17 protein-coding genes are annotated in these 18736 nt (G+C 63.2%); 14 read left to right on the top strand and 3 right to left on the bottom strand.

The annotated features are described in order from the left end of the window. Positions 1–25 precede the first annotated feature (25 nt). The 10 genes from zur to AERO9A_RS09745 all read left to right on the top strand — a co-directional run bounded on the left by zur (position 26) and on the right by AERO9A_RS09745 (position 9710). Positions 26–511, top strand: coding sequence for a zinc uptake transcriptional repressor Zur (zur, locus tag AERO9A_RS09790; RefSeq protein WP_159971779.1), 486 nt, complete (start codon positions 26–28; stop codon positions 509–511). Continuing rightward, on the top strand, positions 508–1296 hold the full coding sequence (znuC, locus tag AERO9A_RS09785) for a zinc ABC transporter ATP-binding protein ZnuC (RefSeq protein WP_159971778.1): 789 nt from the start codon (positions 508–510) through the stop codon (positions 1294–1296). The genes zur and znuC overlap by 4 nt, the downstream gene beginning before the upstream one ends. Further along, positions 1296–2084 (top strand): zinc ABC transporter permease subunit ZnuB, encoded by a 789-nt coding sequence (gene znuB / locus AERO9A_RS09780; RefSeq protein WP_159971777.1) that lies wholly within the window; start codon positions 1296–1298, stop codon positions 2082–2084. The genes znuC and znuB overlap by 1 nt, the downstream gene beginning before the upstream one ends. Positions 2085–2181: 97 nt before the next feature. After that, on the top strand, positions 2182–2556 hold the full coding sequence (locus tag AERO9A_RS09775) for a hypothetical protein (RefSeq protein ID WP_159971776.1): 375 nt from the start codon (positions 2182–2184) through the stop codon (positions 2554–2556). Between the two features lie 170 nt (positions 2557–2726). Next, positions 2727–3734, top strand: coding sequence for a methionine ABC transporter ATP-binding protein (locus AERO9A_RS09770; protein WP_159971775.1), 1008 nt, complete (start codon positions 2727–2729; stop codon positions 3732–3734). Further along, the gene (locus AERO9A_RS09765; RefSeq protein WP_159971774.1) at positions 3734–4402 is read left to right on the top strand and encodes a methionine ABC transporter permease; all 669 of its coding nucleotides are present in this window, start codon (positions 3734–3736) and stop codon (positions 4400–4402) included. Before AERO9A_RS09770 ends, AERO9A_RS09765 begins: the two co-directional genes overlap by 1 nt. A 55-nt stretch (positions 4403–4457) precedes the next feature. Then, a complete protein-coding gene (locus AERO9A_RS09760) occupies positions 4458–5228 on the top strand; it encodes a MetQ/NlpA family ABC transporter substrate-binding protein (RefSeq protein ID WP_159971773.1) in 771 nt (256 codons plus the stop codon). Between the two features lie 247 nt (positions 5229–5475). Beyond that, a complete protein-coding gene (locus AERO9A_RS09755; RefSeq protein ID WP_159971772.1) occupies positions 5476–5997 on the top strand; it encodes an RNA polymerase sigma factor in 522 nt (173 codons plus the stop codon). A 61-nt stretch (positions 5998–6058) separates the two neighbouring features. After that, positions 6059–6994: a FecR family protein gene (locus AERO9A_RS09750; protein WP_159971771.1), complete on the top strand. Its 936-nt coding sequence runs from the start codon at positions 6059–6061 to the stop codon at positions 6992–6994. Positions 6995–7097: 103 nt separating this feature from the next. Beyond that, complete coding sequence (locus tag AERO9A_RS09745) at positions 7098–9710, top strand: TonB-dependent receptor (RefSeq protein WP_159971769.1); 2613 nt, start codon at positions 7098–7100, stop codon at positions 9708–9710. Between the two features lie 60 nt (positions 9711–9770). On the opposite strand, the gene AERO9A_RS09740 is transcribed toward AERO9A_RS09745, so the two are convergent. After that, a complete protein-coding gene (locus AERO9A_RS09740; protein WP_159971767.1) occupies positions 9771–10640 on the bottom strand; it encodes a LysR family transcriptional regulator in 870 nt (289 codons plus the stop codon). Between the two features lie 142 nt (positions 10641–10782). Between AERO9A_RS09740 and AERO9A_RS09735 the strand changes: the two genes are divergently transcribed. Then, on the top strand, positions 10783–11208 hold the full coding sequence (locus tag AERO9A_RS09735) for a VOC family protein (RefSeq protein WP_159971765.1): 426 nt from the start codon (positions 10783–10785) through the stop codon (positions 11206–11208). On the opposite strand, the gene AERO9A_RS09730 is transcribed toward AERO9A_RS09735, so the two are convergent. Both AERO9A_RS09730 and AERO9A_RS09725 read right to left on the bottom strand, forming a co-directional pair. Then, entirely contained in the window at positions 11209–14091 is a 2883-nt protein-coding gene (locus AERO9A_RS09730; RefSeq protein ID WP_159971763.1) for a bifunctional diguanylate cyclase/phosphodiesterase, read from the bottom strand. 104 nt (positions 14092–14195) lie between these two features. Beyond that, complete coding sequence (locus AERO9A_RS09725) at positions 14196–15098, bottom strand: LysR substrate-binding domain-containing protein (RefSeq protein ID WP_159971761.1); 903 nt, start codon at positions 15096–15098, stop codon at positions 14196–14198. A gap of 157 nt (positions 15099–15255) precedes the next feature. Here AERO9A_RS09725 and AERO9A_RS09720 point away from each other — a divergent pair, with 157 nt between their 5' ends. Genes AERO9A_RS09720 through AERO9A_RS09710 form a run of 3 tightly spaced genes read left to right on the top strand, consistent with a single transcriptional unit; the run spans position 15256 to position 18735 of the window. Beyond that, entirely contained in the window at positions 15256–16863 is a 1608-nt protein-coding gene (locus AERO9A_RS09720) for an ABC transporter substrate-binding protein (RefSeq protein ID WP_159971759.1), read from the top strand. Between the two features lie 52 nt (positions 16864–16915). After that, positions 16916–17857 (top strand): ABC transporter permease, encoded by a 942-nt coding sequence (locus tag AERO9A_RS09715; RefSeq protein ID WP_159971757.1) that lies wholly within the window; start codon positions 16916–16918, stop codon positions 17855–17857. Further along, a complete protein-coding gene (locus AERO9A_RS09710; RefSeq protein WP_159971755.1) occupies positions 17857–18735 on the top strand; it encodes an ABC transporter permease in 879 nt (292 codons plus the stop codon). Before AERO9A_RS09715 ends, AERO9A_RS09710 begins: the two co-directional genes overlap by 1 nt. Position 18736 lies beyond the last annotated feature (1 nt).

Raw genomic sequence — 18736 nt, 5'->3', positions numbered from 1 at the left:
TCTCTTCCCAGCGCCGTCCTTGCCCATGTCCGACACGCCCCTGGCTGCACGCCCTCATGACCACTCCCGCTGCGTCAGCCATGCGCTGGCCGAAGCCGAAGCCATCTGCGCGCGCCAAGGGCTGCGCCTGACCGCTCTACGCAAACGCGTGCTGGAGCTGGTCTGGGCCAGCCACAAGCCGCTCGGTGCCTACGACATCCTCGGCGTATTGAGCGATGAAGACGGCCGCCGCGCCGCGCCACCCACGGTCTATCGCGCGTTGGACTTCCTCCTGGAAAACGGCCTGGTGCACCGCATCGCTTCGCTCAACGCCTTCGTCGGCTGCAGCCACCCGGAGCACTCGCACCAAGGCCAGTTCCTGATATGCCGGGCCTGCCATGCCGCCACCGAGCTGGAACAGCCCAGCATCAGCCAGGCCATCGTCGACAGCGCCGCCAGTGTCGGTTTCGCCGTGGAAAGCCAGACTGTGGAAGTGGTCGGCCTCTGCGCCGGTTGCAAGGGCAAGGCATGAGCGAGGCCTTGATCCAGCTCGAAGGCATCGCGGTCAGCTTCAACGGCCAAGTGGTGCTTGATGATGTGCAGATGAGCGTACAGCCTGGCGAGATCGTCACCCTGATCGGCCCCAACGGCGCGGGCAAGACCACCCTGGTGCGCGTGGTGCTCGGTCTGCTACAACCTGAGCGTGGCAGCGTGCGCCGCACGCCGCGCCTGCGCATCGGCTACATGCCGCAAAAACTGCATGTCGACGCCACCCTGCCGCTGTCGGTGCTGCGCTTCTTGCGCCTGGTGCCGGGGGTCGATCGCAAACGCGCGCTGGCGGCACTGGCCGAGGTCGGCGCCGAGCAGGTGATCGACAGCCCGCTGCAGAACATTTCCGGTGGCGAGATGCAGCGCGTGCTGCTGGCCCGCGCTCTGCTGCGCGAGCCGCAACTGCTGGTGCTCGACGAACCGGTGCAGGGTGTCGACGTGGCCGGCCAGGCCGAGTTGTACCGGCTGATTTCACGGCTGCGCGAGCGTCACGACTGCGGCGTGCTGATGGTCTCGCACGACCTGCACCTGGTGATGAGCGCCACCGATCAGGTGGTCTGCCTCAACCGCCACGTGTGCTGTTCCGGCCACCCGGAGCAGGTCAGCTTTGATCCGGCCTTTATCGAACTGTTCGGCCAGGACGCCAAGAGCCTGGCCGTCTATCACCACCATCACGACCACGCTCACGACCTGCATGGCGGCGTGGTTCAGCCCGGCCTGACCATTCATGGCCCGGCTCACGTCCACGGCCCGAACTGTAAACACTGATGCCTGACTTTCTCCTCAACGCTTTGCTCGCCGGTCTGGCGCTGGCCCTGGTAGCCGGCCCGCTCGGCTCCTTCGTGGTCTGGCGGCGCATGGCCTATTTCGGCGACACCCTATCCCATGCCGCCCTGCTCGGCGTGGCACTGGGCCTGATGCTCGACGTCAGCCCGACTCTCACCGTAACCGTCGGCTGCGTGCTGCTGGCCGCGCTGCTGGTGACGTTGCAACAGCGCCAGCCGCTGGCCTCCGACACCCTGCTCGGCATCCTCGCCCACAGCACCCTGTCGCTGGGCCTGGTGGCGCTGAGCTTCATGCATGACGTACGCCTCGACCTGATGAGCTACCTGTTCGGCGACCTGCTCGCCGTCAGCACCACCGATCTGGCCTGGATCGTCGGCGGCAGCGCGCTGGTGCTGGCTTTACTGGCGTGGCTGTGGCGACCGCTGCTGGCAATCACTGTGCACGAAGAGCTGGCGCGGGTCGAAGGTCTGCCGGTGGCGGCGATCCGCCTGGCGCTGATGCTGTTGATCGCGGTGGTGATTGCCGTGGCGATGAAAGTGGTCGGTGTGCTGCTGATCACCTCCCTGCTGATCATCCCCGCCGCCGCCGCCCAGCGCCATGCGCGCACGCCGGAGCAAATGGCCGTCGGCGCCAGCCTGCTCGGTCTGGTGGCGGTGTGCTGCGGGTTGACGCTGTCCTGGTATCAAGACACGCCCGCCGGACCGTCCATCGTGGTCAGCGCGGCGGGCTTGTTCCTCGCCAGCTTCGCCTTGCCCCGGCGCAATGGCTGATGACCCGCGCCGGATTATGGCGACAGTTGGTGACGTGAAAAACCCACCATAACCCTGTATGATTGCGCGTTTTTTGCACAATTCGAGACGCGTAGTCATGAAGTCGTTCGCTTTTCGCAGTGCGGTAATCAGCCTGGTGCTTTGCATACTGGCTGCCTGCCAGAGCACGCAATCTTCCACCGATGCGCTAGCCCAGGCGTTTGCACAGATTGAGCAAAACATCGCCGAGGATCGCCTAGACAACGCCCGCGACCAGCTCGCCGCACTCGAACCGCGCGCGCGCCAAGACGAGCGTTTGCCGCAGTTCCGGCGGCAACTGGCCGATGCCTACATGCTGCAAGGCCGCGAAGCCCTGCAACGTGGCGATCTGAACGCCGCCGCCAAAGCCCTGAGCCAAGCACGCAGCCTGCTGCCCGATGCGCCCGCCTTGAGCAACGATGTGCGCCAAACGCTGGAACAGGCGCGGCAGTAACGTGCTGAGCACTGCGCTTAATGCCATTTTGAAATAACCATAGGCCAACAAAGATTTTCTCGGCCTAAATAGCGCCGGGTAAACTGGCGCCCTTTTGCGCCCACCCGGCGCCCGCTGGTCGGCTCGACACCCTCGATGCCCGCCCTGAACACACCCAAAAGGTCGTTCGCGTGATCCAGTTTCAATCCGTCCACAAGGCCTACCGCGTCGCGGGCCGCGAGATTCCGGCGTTGCAGCCCACCACACTGCAGATCGGCAGCGGCCAGGTGTTCGGCATCATCGGCCACTCCGGCGCGGGCAAGAGCACCCTGCTGCGCCTGATCAACCGCCTGGAAGAGCCCTCCGGCGGGCGTATCGAGATCGACGGCGTCGACGTCACCGCCCTCGATGCATCTGGCCTGCGCCGCTTCCGCCAGCAGGTCGGGATGATCTTCCAGCACTTCAACCTGCTGTCGTCGAAGACTGTCGCCGACAACATCGCCATGCCGCTGCGCTTGGCCGGTGAACTGAGCCGCAGCGAGATCGACGCCCGCGTTACCGAACTGCTGGCCCGCGTCGGCCTGCAGGAGCATGCCAACAAATATCCGGCGCAGCTTTCCGGCGGGCAAAAGCAGCGCGTCGGCATCGCCCGTGCGCTGAGCACCCGGCCTAAGATCCTGCTCTGCGACGAGGCCACCAGCGCCCTCGATCCGCAGACCACCACCGCCGTGCTCAGCCTACTGGCCGAGATCAACCGCGAACTGGGCCTGAGTATTGTGCTAATCACCCACGAGATGGACGTGATTCGCCGCGTCTGCGACCGCGTGGCGGTGATGGATGCCGGCGTCATCGTCGAAGAAGGCCCGGTGGCCGAGGTGTTCCTGCACCCGCAGCACCCGACCACGCGGCGCTTCGTGCAGGAGTCCGAGCACGTCGATGAAAGCGAGCAGCACGATGACTTCGCTCATGTCGACGGTCGCATCCTGCGCCTGACCTTCCAGGGCGAAGCGACCTACGCACCGCTGCTGGGCACCGTGGCGCGCGAGACTGGGGTGGACTACAGCATCCTCGCCGGGCGCATCGACCGCATCAAGGACACCCCCTACGGCCAGCTCACCCTGGCCCTGACAGGCGGTGAAGTCGACGCCGCGCTGGCGCGCTTCGAAGCCGCCGACGTGCATCTGGAGGTACTGCGCTGATGCTCGAACAACTGCTGCCCAACGTGTTCTGGCCGGAAATCTGGCAGGCCAGCCTCGACACCCTGAACATGCTGCTCGGCTCGATGCTGTTCACCGTGCTGCTCGGCCTGCCGCTCGGCGTGCTGCTGTTTCTTACCGGCCCACGCCAGTTGTTCGAGCAAAAGGCGCTGTATGGCGTGCTGTCGCTGGTGGTGAATGTCGTGCGCTCGGTGCCCTTCGTCATCCTGCTGATCCTGATGCTGCCGGTCACCGAAGTGCTGGTCGGCACCTCGCTCGGCGTCGCTGGCGCCATTCCGCCACTGGTGGTCGGCGCCACACCGTTCTTTGCGCGCCTGGTGGAAACAGCCCTGCGCGAAGTGGAGCGCGGCATCATCGAGGCAACCCAGGCCATGGGCGCCAGCACCTGGCAGATCATCACCCGCGCACTGCTGCCCGAGGCCCTGCCTGGCCTGCTCGCGGCCACCACCGTCACCGCCATCACCCTGGTCGGCTACACCGCCATGAGCGGCCTGGTCGGCGGCGGCGGCCTGGGCGACCTGGCCGTGCGCTACGGCTACCAGCGCTACCAGCCGGATGTGATGGCGGTGACCGTGGTGCTGCTGCTGATCCTGGTGCAGGCGCTGCAGATGGTCGGTGATCGCCTGGTCATACACTTTTCCCGCAAATAAGCGGCGACTCGCTACCCGCGAGACCCGCGCCAACCTTCCCAAAAGGAACCTTGAAATGAAGAAACTGCTGACTGCCCTGGCGGCCTTCGCCGCCTTCTCGGCCCAGGCCGAAACCCTCAACGTCGCCGCCACTCCGGTGCCGCACGCGGAGATCCTCGAGTTCGTCAAACCGGCCCTGGCCAAAGAAGGCGTGGAGCTGAAGGTGCGCGTGTTCACCGACTACGTGCAGCCCAACCTGCAGGTACAGCAAGGCAACCTGGACGCCAACTTCTTCCAGCACCAGCCGTACCTGGACGAGTTCAACGCCAGCCGCAAGACCGACCTGGTCAGCGTTGCCGGTGTGCACGTCGAGCCCTTCGGCGCCTACTCCAGCAAGATCAAGAACCTCAGCGAGCTGCCGCAAGGCGCCACCGTCGCCATCCCCAACGACGCCACCAACGGCGGCCGTGCCCTGCTGCTGCTGCAGAAGGCCGGTGTGATCAAGCTCAAGCCGGAGGCTGGCATCCTCGCCACGCCGAAGGACATCGTCGAAAACCCGAAATCCATCAAGGTGCGTGAACTGGAAGCGGCCACCCTGCCGCGCGTGCTGAGCCAGGTCGACCTCGCCCTGATCAACACCAACTACGCCCTGGAAGCCAAGCTCAACCCGACCCAGGACGCCCTGGCCATCGAAGGCAGCGACTCGCCGTACGTGAACATTCTGGTGACCCGCGCCGATAACAAGGACAGCGACGCCGTGCAGAAGCTGGTCAAGGCCCTGCACAGCGCCGAGGTGAAGCAGTTCATCGCAGAGAAGTACAAAGGCGCCGTCGTCCCGGCGTTCTGATTGCCGCTAACGCTGTACCCAATGCCGCGCCGCTGCATAGCTGCGCGGCATTTTTATGGATGTGTAAAACGTGCCCTGGCTTAAAGTCGAGTCCAGATAAACGCACGCCGCCGCTCATCCCTACGCAAATGATTAGCGCGCAGGTCAGTCAGCAGTATGCTCAGGTCGGCCTCATAGGCGCGTCCGCTAGTCGCCGATATCAAAAGTGATTATCATTCGCTATGAAGTCGGCAAATTAGGCTTGCCAGTGACCAACCCAAATCTAGACAGCGTCTTCATCAGCCAGCGCCTACCGCTACTGCGCACGCTGGTAAAAATCGTGAAAAACACCAGCATCGCCGAGGAGCTGGTGCAGGAAACTTACCTGCGAGTCGCCGGCAGCCTGCGCGAGAAACCGGTCGCCCATCTTGAACCCTTTCTCTTCCAGACTGGCCGCAATCTGGCACTCGACCACTTGCGCCGCGAGCGTATGCAGTCGCGAACCATGCTCGACGACGTACCGGACGCCATCATGCAGGCCGTTCCCGCTCCAGGCGCCTCCAGCGAAGACAGCCTTCACGCCAAACGCCTGCTGCAGCGACTGGGCAGTGCGCTGGAGCAACTGAGCGAGCGCCAACAGCGCATTTTCATTCTCAGCCGCCTGCATGGCCAGGGTCAGGCGCAGATCGCGGCAGAACTCGGCGTATCAGCCAGCACAGTACAAAAGGAGCTCAAACTGATCATGGCACTGTGCGTGACCCTGCTCGAGCGCCTCACGCCTCCAATATGAGTGACTATCACTCACCCGCACCGTCAGCCAGAATGTCGCCCCCAGTTTTGAGAACAGTCCGATGCCCCCGCACGACAGCGACGCAACGCTGAGCCAGGCGCTGGACTGGCTACTTCTGTTGGAACATGCGGACGATGACTGCCGAGCGCAATTCGCTGAGTGGCTGGCCGCCTCCCCCGCCAACGCAGAAGCATTCGAACGTGCGCAGCAGTGCTGGCAATCATCCACACTGGCAACCGCAGCCGCACACCTGGAACAAAGCAGGCAGCCGCAGCCCAAGCGCTCACGGCGCCTCGGCAGATCGCTGGCGATCGCTGCAACGCTGCTGCTGGTGGTCGGCATTACCCTGCAGAGCGATCTTCTGCTGCGTCTGCGCGCCGATCATGTCACTGCCGTTGGCCAACGCCAGAGCCTGGATCTGGCCGACGGTTCGCACGTTCTGCTCAATACCGATAGCGCGTTCTCCAGTCAGATCGACGCACATCAGCGCGTCACCCAACTACTCAGAGGCGAAGCCTATTTCGATGTCGCCAAGGACAACTATCGCCCCTTCCAAGTCGATGCAGGCCCCGTCCGCATCTCGGTACGCGGCACAGCATTCTCCGTGCGTTATCTCGACGATAGCGCCGAAGTCAGCGTCGAACGGGGCGAGATCGAGGTTTATGCGCGCGGCAACGACACGCACACCTACCTGGCAAGCGGCGACAGCATCCGCATCGGCCCGAACGGTGTCGGCACGCGCATCCATGGCGCCACAGCCCATCAGCTCGCTTGGGTTCAGGGCCGCCTGATCTTCGATGATCGCCCGTTGCGCGAAGTATTGGATGAACTGCGCCGCTACTACCCTGGCTGGATCATCAACCGCAACGCCCACCTGAATGACCTGCGCATCACCGGCAACTATCGCCTGAGCGAACCAACCGACATCATGCGCTCTCTGGCGCAAGTGGCCTCGGCTCAACTGCAAGAGTATCCAGCGCTGCTGATTCTCAACTGAGAAAGAATTTTTACGCTCTGCAAGGGGTTTGTTCGTCCTGTCATATCAATGCAAACAATTCGCATTAACTGACATTCCGACGACACCCGCAGAGAGCACAACGATGCCCCTTCACACCCGGCGCCCGCATTTCCCGCGACTGTCCACCGCCAGCCTGTCATTGCTGGCCCTCTCCATCGCCTGCGCCAGCCTGCCGCTGGCCCATGCTGCAGAGCAGTCACCAACGGCACGACAGCAGAGCCAGAACGGTTACAGCTTTGCCATCGGACGCCAGCCACTGGTATCAGCGCTAAACGCATTCAGCGACGTTACGGGCTGGCAGATCGGTCTACCGGCACAATTGGCCGACGGCATCGACTCACCGGGCACCAGCGGCCTGCAATCACCGGAGCTGGCCCTGACGCGCCTGCTCGAAGGCACCGGTTTGAGTTACCGCAGCGTTGGGGAGCGCAGCGTAGTATTGCTGAAAAATCCAGTGCACTCGCTCACACTGCAGCCGACGACGATTACCGCCACGCTTCACGAGCAGGATGTAAACGCCGTACCCAGTACCGTCAGCATGCGTGATCGATCCATGCTTGATCGCGGCAACATCAATACCATCAAACAACTGGTACGCGATGAGCCTGGCGTCTCGGTCGGCGGCGCAGGCCAGCGCTCCGGCCTCACCGGCTACAACATCCGAGGGATCGATGGTAACCGGGTGCTAACACAGGTAGATGGCGTCGAGATCCCTGCCAGCTTTTATTACGGGCCCTACGCCAATACCCAGCGCAACTATGTCGACCCGGAAATCATCAAGCGAGTAGAAATCCTCCGCGGCCCGGCCTCTGCCCTTTACGGCAGCAATGCCATTGGAGGGGCGGTCAGCTACTTCACCCTCGATGCTGACGACATCATCAAGGAAGGCCGCAACAGCGGTGCTCGTTTGAAAACAGGCTATAGCTCCGCCGATGAAAGCTGGCTGAACTCGGCAACCTTGGCCGGTCGCCATCAGGATATCGATGCGTTGCTGCACCTCTCCCAGCGCAACGGCCATGAGACCGAATCCTACGGCAACCAGAGCGGCACCGGCCTGGATCGCACGGCGGCCAACCCGGAAGATGTACGCACGACTAATGTACTGGCCAAGCTGGGCTGGAATTACAACGACAGCGACCGCCTGCAACTGACCTATGAGAAATACAAGGATGATCGCGACAGCAATCAACTCAGCGCCGTCGGCGGGCCATTCAACGCTCCCACTATCGGTGCAGGGCAGAACTACTACGCAAGCCGTACTGGCAACGACACCATCACCCGCGAGCGCTTCGGTCTGGAGCACAGCCTGGCGCTGGACAGCCTGCTGGCCGACAGCCTGAAATGGAGTCTGAATTATCAGATCGCCAAGACCGACCAAAGCACCCAGGAGCGCTACACCCCCCGAAACTTCTTTACCCAGGCCATCACCCGCGACGTGATGCGCTATCGCAGCACCGACTACAAGGATCGCCAGTGGGTGCTCAACGCACAACTGGACAAAGCCTTCGCGCTAGGCGAAACCGAGCACCTGCTGACCTACGGCTTCAACCTCAAGCACCAGGAAGTTACCGGCCAGCGCAGCGGTTATGGCGTCTGCCTGCAGGCGCTGGGCGCCAACTGCCCCACCGCTGGCGTGATCAGCAACAATGCCGGCGATACCCTGACCACCCAGAGCGACTTCCCGGATCCGACCATCGATGTCTACAGCGTATTTCTGCAAGACCAAATCGACTGGAACCAGTGGACGTTCCTGCCAGGCCTGCGCTACGACCGAACCAAACTCAAGCCCGAGCTAACCGACGAGTACCTCGCCAGCGCCCCCGCAAGCAGTACCTTCGACCCCACAGACGCGAGCACCACCTGGCAGCATGTTTCGCCCAAGCTTGGTGTGACCTATGCCTTCGATGAGCACTACACCGGCTTCGCCCAGTACGCCGAAGGCTTCCGCACGCCTACGGCCAAGGAAATGTATGGCCGCTTCCAAAACAACAACCCGCCCTACATCGTGGAGCCCAACCCCAACCTCGACCCGGAAACCAGCCGCAGCCTGGAAACCGGTCTGCGCGGCAACTTCGAAGGCGGTAGCTTCAGCCTGGCGGTGTTCTACAACCGCTATCGCGACTTTATCGACGAGGATGCCGTAGGTGCGGCTGGCGGCCTGACCGTCTTCCAGAGCCGTAACATCAGCCGAGCCAGTATTCGCGGGGCGGAAGCCAAGGGTCGTCTGAATCTGGACAACTTTGGCGCGGTGCCGGGTCTGTACACTCAGGGCTCAATCGCCTACGCCCGTGGTCGCGACGAAGAAACCGGCGAACCACTGAACAGCATCAACCCGCTGACCGGCGTATTCGGCCTGGGCTACGAACAGGAGCGCTTCGGCGGCCTGCTGAACTGGACACTGGTGAAGCGCAAAACCCGCATCGACCAAAGCGGCTTCAACTCCCCAACCGGTGACGGCAGCCAGTTCGCCACCCCGGGCTATGGCGTTGTCGACCTGACTGGCTACTACAAGCTGACCGACGATCTCACCGTCAATGCAGGCCTGTACAACCTGACCGATAAAAAGTACTGGCAATGGGACGACGTGCGCGGCTACGACGGCAACGGAGAGGCAGGCGTAACCGCCCCTGCCAATCTCGACCGCCTGACTCAACCGGGACGTAACTTCTCGGTCAATCTGGTCTGGGATATCTGAACTGGCAGCCGGAAGTGACCACAACCGTCACTTCCGGCCTAGACCGGCAACGAGGCAGCATCAAGCAAGAGCGCCACTACGCCCCAGGCACTCCAACAAACAATCCAGCGCCGGTTGGCGCTGCGCCCGGCGTACCAGCGCGACCAGTTCGCGGTGGAAAGTCAGCGCCCCCAGCTCGATCACCCGCAGCCGCGTCGGCCTGTGTAGCCAAAGGCCCGCGCGCGGCACCAGGGACACGCCCATGCCGTTTTCCACCAGACGCACGATGGCTTCCAGCTCGTCCAGCTCCAGTGCCTCACGTACAGGCAACTGCTGCTCACGCAGAAAACGGCTGACCTGACGCCCGCCGAATGAGGCGCGGTCGTAGCGCACGAAGGGCTGCTCGGTCAGCAGGCGCAACGGGTCATCGCCGTCCACGGCAAGAGGCGCGATGAGCACGAAAGGTTCACGCGCCAGCGGCACTTCCAGCAGTTCTTTGGGCAGCGGAAACGGCGGCTTGATCAGCAGAGCCAGATCCAGCTCGCCAGCATCGAGCTGGCTGAATAGCTGCAGCGACACCCCCGGCACCAGCTTCAGCTCGACCTGCGGCGCCCGCTGCCGAAAGCGCGGTAGCGCCTCGGCCAGCAAGCCGGTTTGCAGGGTGGCGATGGCGCCGACACGCAGTTCGCCCTGCCATTGATCGAGCGCCTGCGGCAGCGCCATCTGGGCATAGAGTGCGAGCATCTGCTCAGCCAATGGCAGGGCATGGCGGCCAGCGGCGTTGAGCACGGCGGCGCGCCCGCTACGGTCGAACAGACGCACGCCAAGGTGCTGCTCAAGCACGCGCATCTGTGCGCTGACGGCCGACTGAGTGAGGCCGATGTGTTGCCCTGCTGCGGCGAAAGTGCCCAAGCGGGCAACGGTGACGAAGGTTTTCAGTTCGCGCAGCATCGACGCCCCAATGATCAAAATTATTTGTGCTTGCGAGCAAGGATATTCGCTTTTCAGCAATTTTTCTGTTGATAGGCTGATGCAACAAACATCTGCGGCGGGCTGCACCCGCCCTATCCATAACAACCTGAGGTAATCCGTGATGGCACTTGCTCCCTTTCACCTGGCAATTCCTGTGTATGACCTGGCGACTGCACGCCACTTCTACGGCGAAGTGTTCGGCTGCGCCGAAGGCCGCAGCAGCGAGCACTGGGTGGATTTCGATTTCTTTGGCCACCAGTTGGTGATCCACGAGGCGCCTAAGATGGCCTATCAGGAAGAAGCCGTGAGCAACCCGGTAGACGGCCACGACGTGCCGGTGCCGCATTTCGGCGTGGTGCTCGCCTGGGACACCTGGGAAGCGCTGGCCGAGCGCCTGCGCAGCCGCGAAACAAAATTCGTGATCGAACCCTACGTGCGCTTCAAGGGCCAGGTCGGCGAACAGGCCACCATGTTCCTCCTCGACCCATGCGGTAACGCGCTGGAGTTCAAGGCGTTCAAGGATATCGGCCAGTTGTTCGCCAAATAATCAATCGCCCCTTGGCTCGTCGAGTTGCACGTGCAGCATCTCGGCGAACGCCTCGGCGGGCAGCGGTCGGCTGATCAGGTAGCCCTGAATTTCGTCGCACTGCTGGCTCTTGAGGTAGTCCATCTGCGCCTGGGTTTCGACCCCTTCGGCCACCACCTTCAGCTCCAGACTATGAGCCATGGCTATGATGGCGCGGGTGATCGCGGCATCCTCGCTGTTCGGTGACAGGTTACGGATGAAGGTCTGGTCGATCTTCACGTAATCCACCGGGAAGCGCTTGAGGTAGCTGAGCGAGCTGTAGCCGGTGCCGAAGTCGTCGATGGCCAGCTTCACACCCAGCTCGCGCAGTTGCTCAAAGGTGGCGATGACGCTGTCGACGTTGTCGAGCATCTGGCTTTCGGTCAGCTCCAGTTCCAGGTTGTGCGCGGCGATACCGGTGTCCTCCAGCACCTGGCGCACCAGGCTGACCAGGTTGCCCTGGCGCAACTGGTGCACCGACAGGTTGACCGAGACGCGGATATCGGCCAGCCCCTGCACTTGCCATTGCCGCACCTGGCGGCAGGCCTGGCGCAGGACGAACTCGCCGATGGGCAGAATCAGTCCGGTTTCCTCGGCCAAGCCAATGAACTCACCCGGCGCGATCAGCCCCTGCTCAGGATGGCGCCAGCGCACCAGCGCTTCGGCTGCGCTGAGGCTGTCGTCACGCAGGTTCAACTTGGGCTGGTAGAACACCTCCAGTTGGCCGTCATCGATCGCCTTGCGCAGGCGATTCTCCAACTGCAGGCGCTCCAGGGTGCGGGTCTGCAGATGCTCGGTAAAGAACTGCAAGGTGTTGCCGCCCAGGTGCTTGGCATGCTGCACGGCCATGTTGGCCTGGCTGATCAGCGTGCCAATTTCACGCGCGTGGTCAGGCAACAGACTGATCCCTAGCGAGGCGCTGACGACCAATTCATGACCTGCCACCTGCATCGGCACGCGCAGTTTGCCCAACAGGCGACTGGCCACACGCGTCAGGCTGGAGAGGCTGCCGTAGGCGTCGAGCACGATGGCGAACTCATCACCGGACAAACGCGCGATGCAGTCGGCCTCCGGCACGTTGTGGAGCAGGCGCCGACTCATCTGCCGCAATACCTGGTCGGCAATTTCATGACCGAGGCTGTCGTTGAGCAGGTTGAAGCGATCCAGGTCAATGTGCAGCAGGGCGATGCTACGCCCCGTTTGCCGCGCGCGCTGACAAGCCTCATGCAAACGCTCGCGGAACAAACTGCGGTTGGCCAGGCCGGTCAGGCCGTCGTAATACGAGAGGTAACGCAGGCGCTCCTCGGCCTCTCGGCGCGCAGTGAGGTCGGCAAAGAAGCCGACGATATGGCTAGGCCGCCCCGCGCCATCGCGCACCAGATTGAGCTGCAACCACTGTGGATAAATTTCGCCGCTCTTGCGCGCTTCGAGCAACTCACCCTGCCAACTGCCACTGCTGTCCAGCTCCTGGCGTATCGACTGCAACTGGCGGCGCATCTCATCGCTGCCGAGCAGGCTGGTGGCTCGACGCCCGAGCACTTCCTCGCTGGCATAGCCGGTGACGAGACTGAACGCATGATTGACCGCCAGCAGGCGGTACTGCGTATCGAGGATGAAAATGCCTTCGCTGGCCGCCTCGAACACCGTGGCAGCCAGCCGCTGTTGCTCTTCCTGCTGGCGCCGCGCGCTGATGTCGCGCCGCGTGCCGAGCATGCGCAGCACACGCCCGCTGGCGTCACGCTCGACCGCACGGCCACGATCCTCGACCCACACCCAATGGCCGTCGGCATGGCGCACGCGGTATTCGGCGTGATAGTCCTCGCAGCGGCCCTTGAGGTGTTCAAGCAGTGCCTGACGTAGCGTTGCCAGGTCATCGGGATGCAGGCGTGGCTTGAGGTCGCGGCGCATTTCCACAGGCTGCTCGGGGTCAAGCCCGAACAACTCGCGCAGGTGCGAATGGTGCACCTGATCGCTCTGCAGATCCCAGTCCCACAGCGCCAGCTCGCTGGCCTCCAACGCCATGGTCAGGCGTGCCTGGCTCTTGCCCAGGGCATGAGTCGCCTCATCGAGCGCCAGAGTACGCGCCGCCACGCGCACTTCCAGATCACCATGCGCGCGGCGCAGTTCATGCTCGACGTGTCGACGCTGCTCCACCTCATGTTCCAGCTCGCCGTTGAGCACCTCGGTCTGGCGCTTGGCATGCTCCAAATGAGCGATCAGCGCCTGATTGTGAAAGCGCTGCACCAGGCTGCGCTGCACCAGACGATGAACCTGCCAGGCGACGATCAGCAGAGCCAGGAACAACAGCGTACCCAGCACGCCCCAGCCACGCTGCTGGCTGCTCTCGCTCAGCAGCAGGTAAGCGATCGAGGGTATCAGGCAGGGCAAGGCAAAGGAGAGAAAGGCCGGCAGGCTGACGGCATACGCGACACTGGCACTGAGAATGGCCATGGCGATCAGGCCGTAGACCAGCGCCTGCTGGTAGAACACATCCTCAGGCACCAGCGCGATCACGGCAAAAGCCAGAATCAGCCCGCTGGCCCCGGCGCCGAAAAGAAAACGCTGCTGCCAATAGGGTTCGGCCTGGCGACTCGGCGCGGCGGCCTGGAAGGCGCTTAACTGGGTCAGACGAAGCAGCGCGAGCAACACCATCGAGCCCAGCCAAAGCATCAACAGCGTTGTGCTCTGCTGGCTCGACATCTGCCAGGCGCAAAGCACGCCGACCAACAGCATCAGCAAGGTGGGCAGGCGCGAGCCTTGGTAGAGCAGGCGCGTGCGCTCAACGGCGATATCCGTGGCGAACTGCTGCTCGACCCACTGTGGATCCGGCGTCAACTCATGGAATACGGCACGGGTGGTGTTCATGGGCAGTGTTCTTGTAATGGTTACCTCAGAGGCGCCTGCTCCATTGGCCACCCCTGACATCACGGCAGGATACCCGAGACAGCCGCCATGCCCAACGCTACCTGCTAATCCAGCTCCTGACAGAGCAATTCGAGAAAGGCCGCCACCCCCTTGGGCAGCGTACGCCCAGCCAGGGTTTGTACCTCGATGGTTCGCGCACTCATCTCGCGATCCTTGATCGGCAACACCGCCAAGCGTGCACGATCACTGTGGTGGCGCACGGAAAGCTCGCCGAACAACGTGACCCCACCACCGGTCGCGGAAAAGGCGATCAGCGCGTTGACGTAGTTGCTCACCATCACCGGCTCGATCAGCAAGCCCTGGCGGCTACAGGCGATGTCGAAGAGGTTGCGCAGGTTGGTGTTCTCCTGCGGCAAGCCAAGCGGATAGCTCGCCAATTGCGCCAGGGTGACCTGCTGCTTGCCCGCCAACGGATGATCGACACTCATCACCGCATGCACTGGCGCCATGCTGCGTTTCTCCACGCGGATACCACGTACCGGCGGCGGGCTCAGAGTAAGGCCGATGTCTGAGACGCCCTCCTGCACACGCCGAGTGACATTGCTGTTGGAGCAAGCAATCAGTTCGAAGTGGATGCCGCTGTAGCGCTCGCGAAAGCGGCTGATCAATTGCGGCAGAAAGTAGGTCGCCGGCCCTTCGATGCTGGCGATGCGTACCGTGCCCTTTTGAATGCCCTCCAGGCCGGTGATCTCATTGACCACGCGCAGCGCCTCCAAGCGGGCCTTGCGCGCGTGGTCGGCAAGCAGCTCACCGGACGGTGACAGGCGTATGCCCGTCTTGGTGCGCTCGAACAACTGCGTATCCAATTCCGCCTCCAGCCGGGCGATCTGGCGGCTCACCGCTGACGCAGCAACGTGCAGATGCACCGACGCCTTGTTGATCGAACCGCAACGCACCACGGCCAGAAAATAGCGCAGTGCCGTATCGACCAGAACCTTTTCCGCCATCTTTTGCGCTCCTCAGAGGCTCTTTCTGGTATTGCTGAAATAGCAATATATCCATCGAAAAATGAATCTAACGACATGATCGGAGCCAGCGCTAGTATCGACCTCAACCCAGAGTCATCCACTCGCCACCAAAGATCTGCTGAAGGGGTACCAGACGATGTCCGAGTCGAACGTCACGCGCCACGCTCCATGCCGCCGCAAGCTGTTTGCCAGCCTGGCCATAGTCGGCGCACTGTCGCTGGCGACTCAAGCCCAGGCCGATACCACCGTGCATGCCGTGATGCACGCTGCGCTACGCGCGCTCGACCCGGTATCCAGCAGCGCGACCATCGCCCGTAACTACGGCTACATGGTCTACGACACCCTGATCGGCCTCGATGGCGACAATCAGTTGCAGCCACAGATGGCCGACTGGAAGGTTGCCGACGATGGCCTGAGCTACACCTTCACCCTGCGCGACGGCCTGCTCTGGCACGACGGCACGCCAGTGACCTCGCGTGACTGCGTGGCCTCGCTCAAGCGCTGGGGCGTGTTCGATGCCGGTGGCAAGTTGCTGATGGCCAACGTCCAGAGCATCGAGCCGATCGACGACAAACAGTTCGTACTCAAGCTCACCCGCCCCTTCGGCGACGTGCTGGAGCTGATCGCCAAGCCGTCCTCGGTGGCGCCGTTCATCATGCCGGAGAAGGTTGCCTCCGCCGCGCCCGGCGAGCCGCTGGCCAATCACATCGGCTCCGGCCCGTTTCGTTTCATCGACGCCGAGTTCCAGCCTGGCGTGAAAGCGGTGTTCGAGAAGTTCACCGACTACAAACCGCGCAGCGAAGCGCCCAGCGGCACCGCTGGCAGCAAGCAGGTCTACGTCGACCGCGTCGAGTGGATCAACATGCCGGACATGCAGACCACGGTTAACGCCATCAACAGCGGCGACATCGACTACATCGAACGCACCCCCTTCGACCTGCTGCCGCTGCTCGAAGGCAACGCCGAGATCACCAGCGCCGTGCTGGACAAGCTCGGCATGCACACCCTTGGGCGCATGAACTTCCTGCAACCGCCGTTCGACGACGTACGCATCCGCCGTGCCGCGTTCCTGGCGATCAAGCAGAAGGACGTCCTCGCCGCGCTGGTCGGCGACCCGCGTTACTACCAACTGTGCGGCTCGGTATTCGGCTGCAACACCGCGCAAAGCAGCGAAGTGGGCGCCGAAACGCTGATCAACGACGGCGACCTCGCCCAGGCCCAGCGCCTGCTCAAGGAAGCGGGCTACCAGAACACCCCGGTGGTCATCCTGCAGCCCTCCGATGTCGGCACCCTGGCGGCGCAACCGATGGTCGTCGCCCAGCAACTGCGCAAGGTCGGCTTCAACGTGGAGTTGCGGCAGATGGATTGGCAAACCCTGGTCAGCCAGCGCGCCAGCAAGAAATCCCCGGCTGAGGGCGGCTGGAACATGATGTTCACCAACTTCGCGGTGGACAGCATCTGGAGCCCGGCCGTGAACCCGACGCTGATCGCCACTGGCGGCGACGATGCCTGGTTCGGCTGGCCGAAGGACGAACGCATGGAGCAGTTGCGCAGCGAGTTCTCCCTGTCCAGCGACCCAGTGCAGCGTAAGGCGCTGTCCGAGGCGGTACAGAAAGAGGCGATGGATCAGGTGATCGTGGTTCCGCTGGGGCAATTCCAGAACGTCACCAGTTGGCGCAACGAACTCAGCGACATCGTCCACGGCACCGTCACGGCCTTCTGGGGCATGAAGAAGGCCGACTGACGCCGCAGCGCCCCGCACGGGGCGCTCATCGTACGCACTTGCGGGGGTTCCCATGTTCAGTTACTTCATCCGCCGCCTACTGACCGCGATTCCGGTCATGCTGGTGGTGGCGCTCAGCGTGTTCCTGCTGCTGCGCCTGGCGCCGGGCGATCCGGCGACGATCATCGCCGGGGAGATGGCCAACCCCGAGCAGGTCGCCAATATCCGCCGCGCCCTGGGTCTGGACGAACCGCTCCTGACCCAGTTCCTGCTCTGGATCAGCAACCTGCTGCACGGTGACTTCGGCACCTCGCTGATCTCCCAGACGTCGGTGGCCTCAATGATCAGCCAGCGCCTGGAGCCCACCGTCAGCCTGGCCGTGGCCGCCATCCTGATCACGGTGCTGATCGCCGTGCCACTGGGCGTGATTGCTGCCTGGCGCCAAGGTAGCTGGATCGACAACCTGGTGATGTCCAGCTCGGTGGTGGGTTTCTCGGTGCCGGTGTTCGTCATCGCCTACCTGCTGATCCAGGTCTTCGCCATCGAGCTGAAATGGCTGCCGGTGCAGGGCTTCCGGGGCCTCGACCATGGCCTCGGCGAGTTCCTCTCGCGCCTGGTGCTACCGGCGCTGACATTGGCCTCGGTGTATATCGCGCTGATCGCCCGCATGACCCGCGCCAGCATGCTCGAAGTGCTGCGCGAGGATTACATCCGCACCGCCCGCGCCAAGGGTCTGAGCCAGCGCGTGGTGCTGTTCCGCCACGCCCTGCGCAACGCCGCCGTGCCGATTCTCACGGTGGTTGGCGCCGGCTTCGCGCTGATGGTCTCCGGCGTGGTGGTCACCGAAAGCGTGTTCAACATCCCCGGCCTTGGCCGCCTGATCGTCGATGCCGTGCTGGCCCGCGATTACCCGGTGATTCAGGCGCTGATCCTGCTCACCGCCGGCCTGTACGTGGTCATCAACCTGCTGATCGACCTTTCCTACGCGATCACCGACCCGAGGATCCGCTACTGATGAGCCAGAGCATTTATCCACAGGCGCGGACGATGCCGCGCCTGCTCGCCAGCCTCGGTCGCAAGCGCCCGCGCGGCGCCACGCTGGTCGCCGTCGGCCTGCTTGTGCTGATCGTCGCCATGGCCGTCTTCGCGCCCTGGCTGACCCACCACGACCCCAGCGAAATCGCCCCGGCGCAGCGCCTGCAAGGCATGAGCGCAGAGCACTGGCTAGGCACCGATGCCTATGGCCGCGACCTCTTCGCACGGGTCATCTATGGCGCCCGCGTATCGCTGACCGTCGGTATCGGTGTCGCCATCGCCACGCTGCTGGTGGGCCTGCCACTGGGCCTGCTGGCGGGTTACTTTCGCAGCATCGACGCGCTGCTGATGCGCGTCATGGATGGCCTGATGGCGATTCCAGGGATTCTTGCCGCCATCGCCATCGTCTCGCTGACCAGTGCCAACCTGTGGACGCTGATGGTCGCCATCATGATCCCGGAGATTCCCCAGGTGGTGCGGCTGATTCGCTCGCAGGTGCTGTCGATCCGTGAGGAGGCCTACGTCGAAGCCGCGCAATTGATGGGCACACCGACGCTGACCATCATCTGCCGCCATCTGATGCCCAATACCTTGGCGCCGCTGATCGTGCAGTGCACCTACATCTGCGCGGCGGCGATCCTCACCGAGGCCACCCTGTCGTTCCTCGGTGTCGGCCTGAGTTCGGAGACGCCCACCTGGGGCAACATCATGGCCGATGGCCGCACCTTCTTTCAGCTCAAGCCGTCGCTGATCTTCTGGGCCGGCTTGCTGCTGTCGCTGTGCATTCTGTCGATCAACCTGCTCGGCGATGCGGCGCGTGACGCCCTCGATCCGAAAATGCAGAACCGGGAGGGCTGAA

It is taken from the genome of Pseudomonas sp. 8Z, assembly GCF_902506535.1.
GTDB lineage: Bacteria > Pseudomonadota > Gammaproteobacteria > Pseudomonadales > Pseudomonadaceae > Aquipseudomonas.
This window is presented reverse-complemented; position numbering and strand designations above follow the sequence as displayed.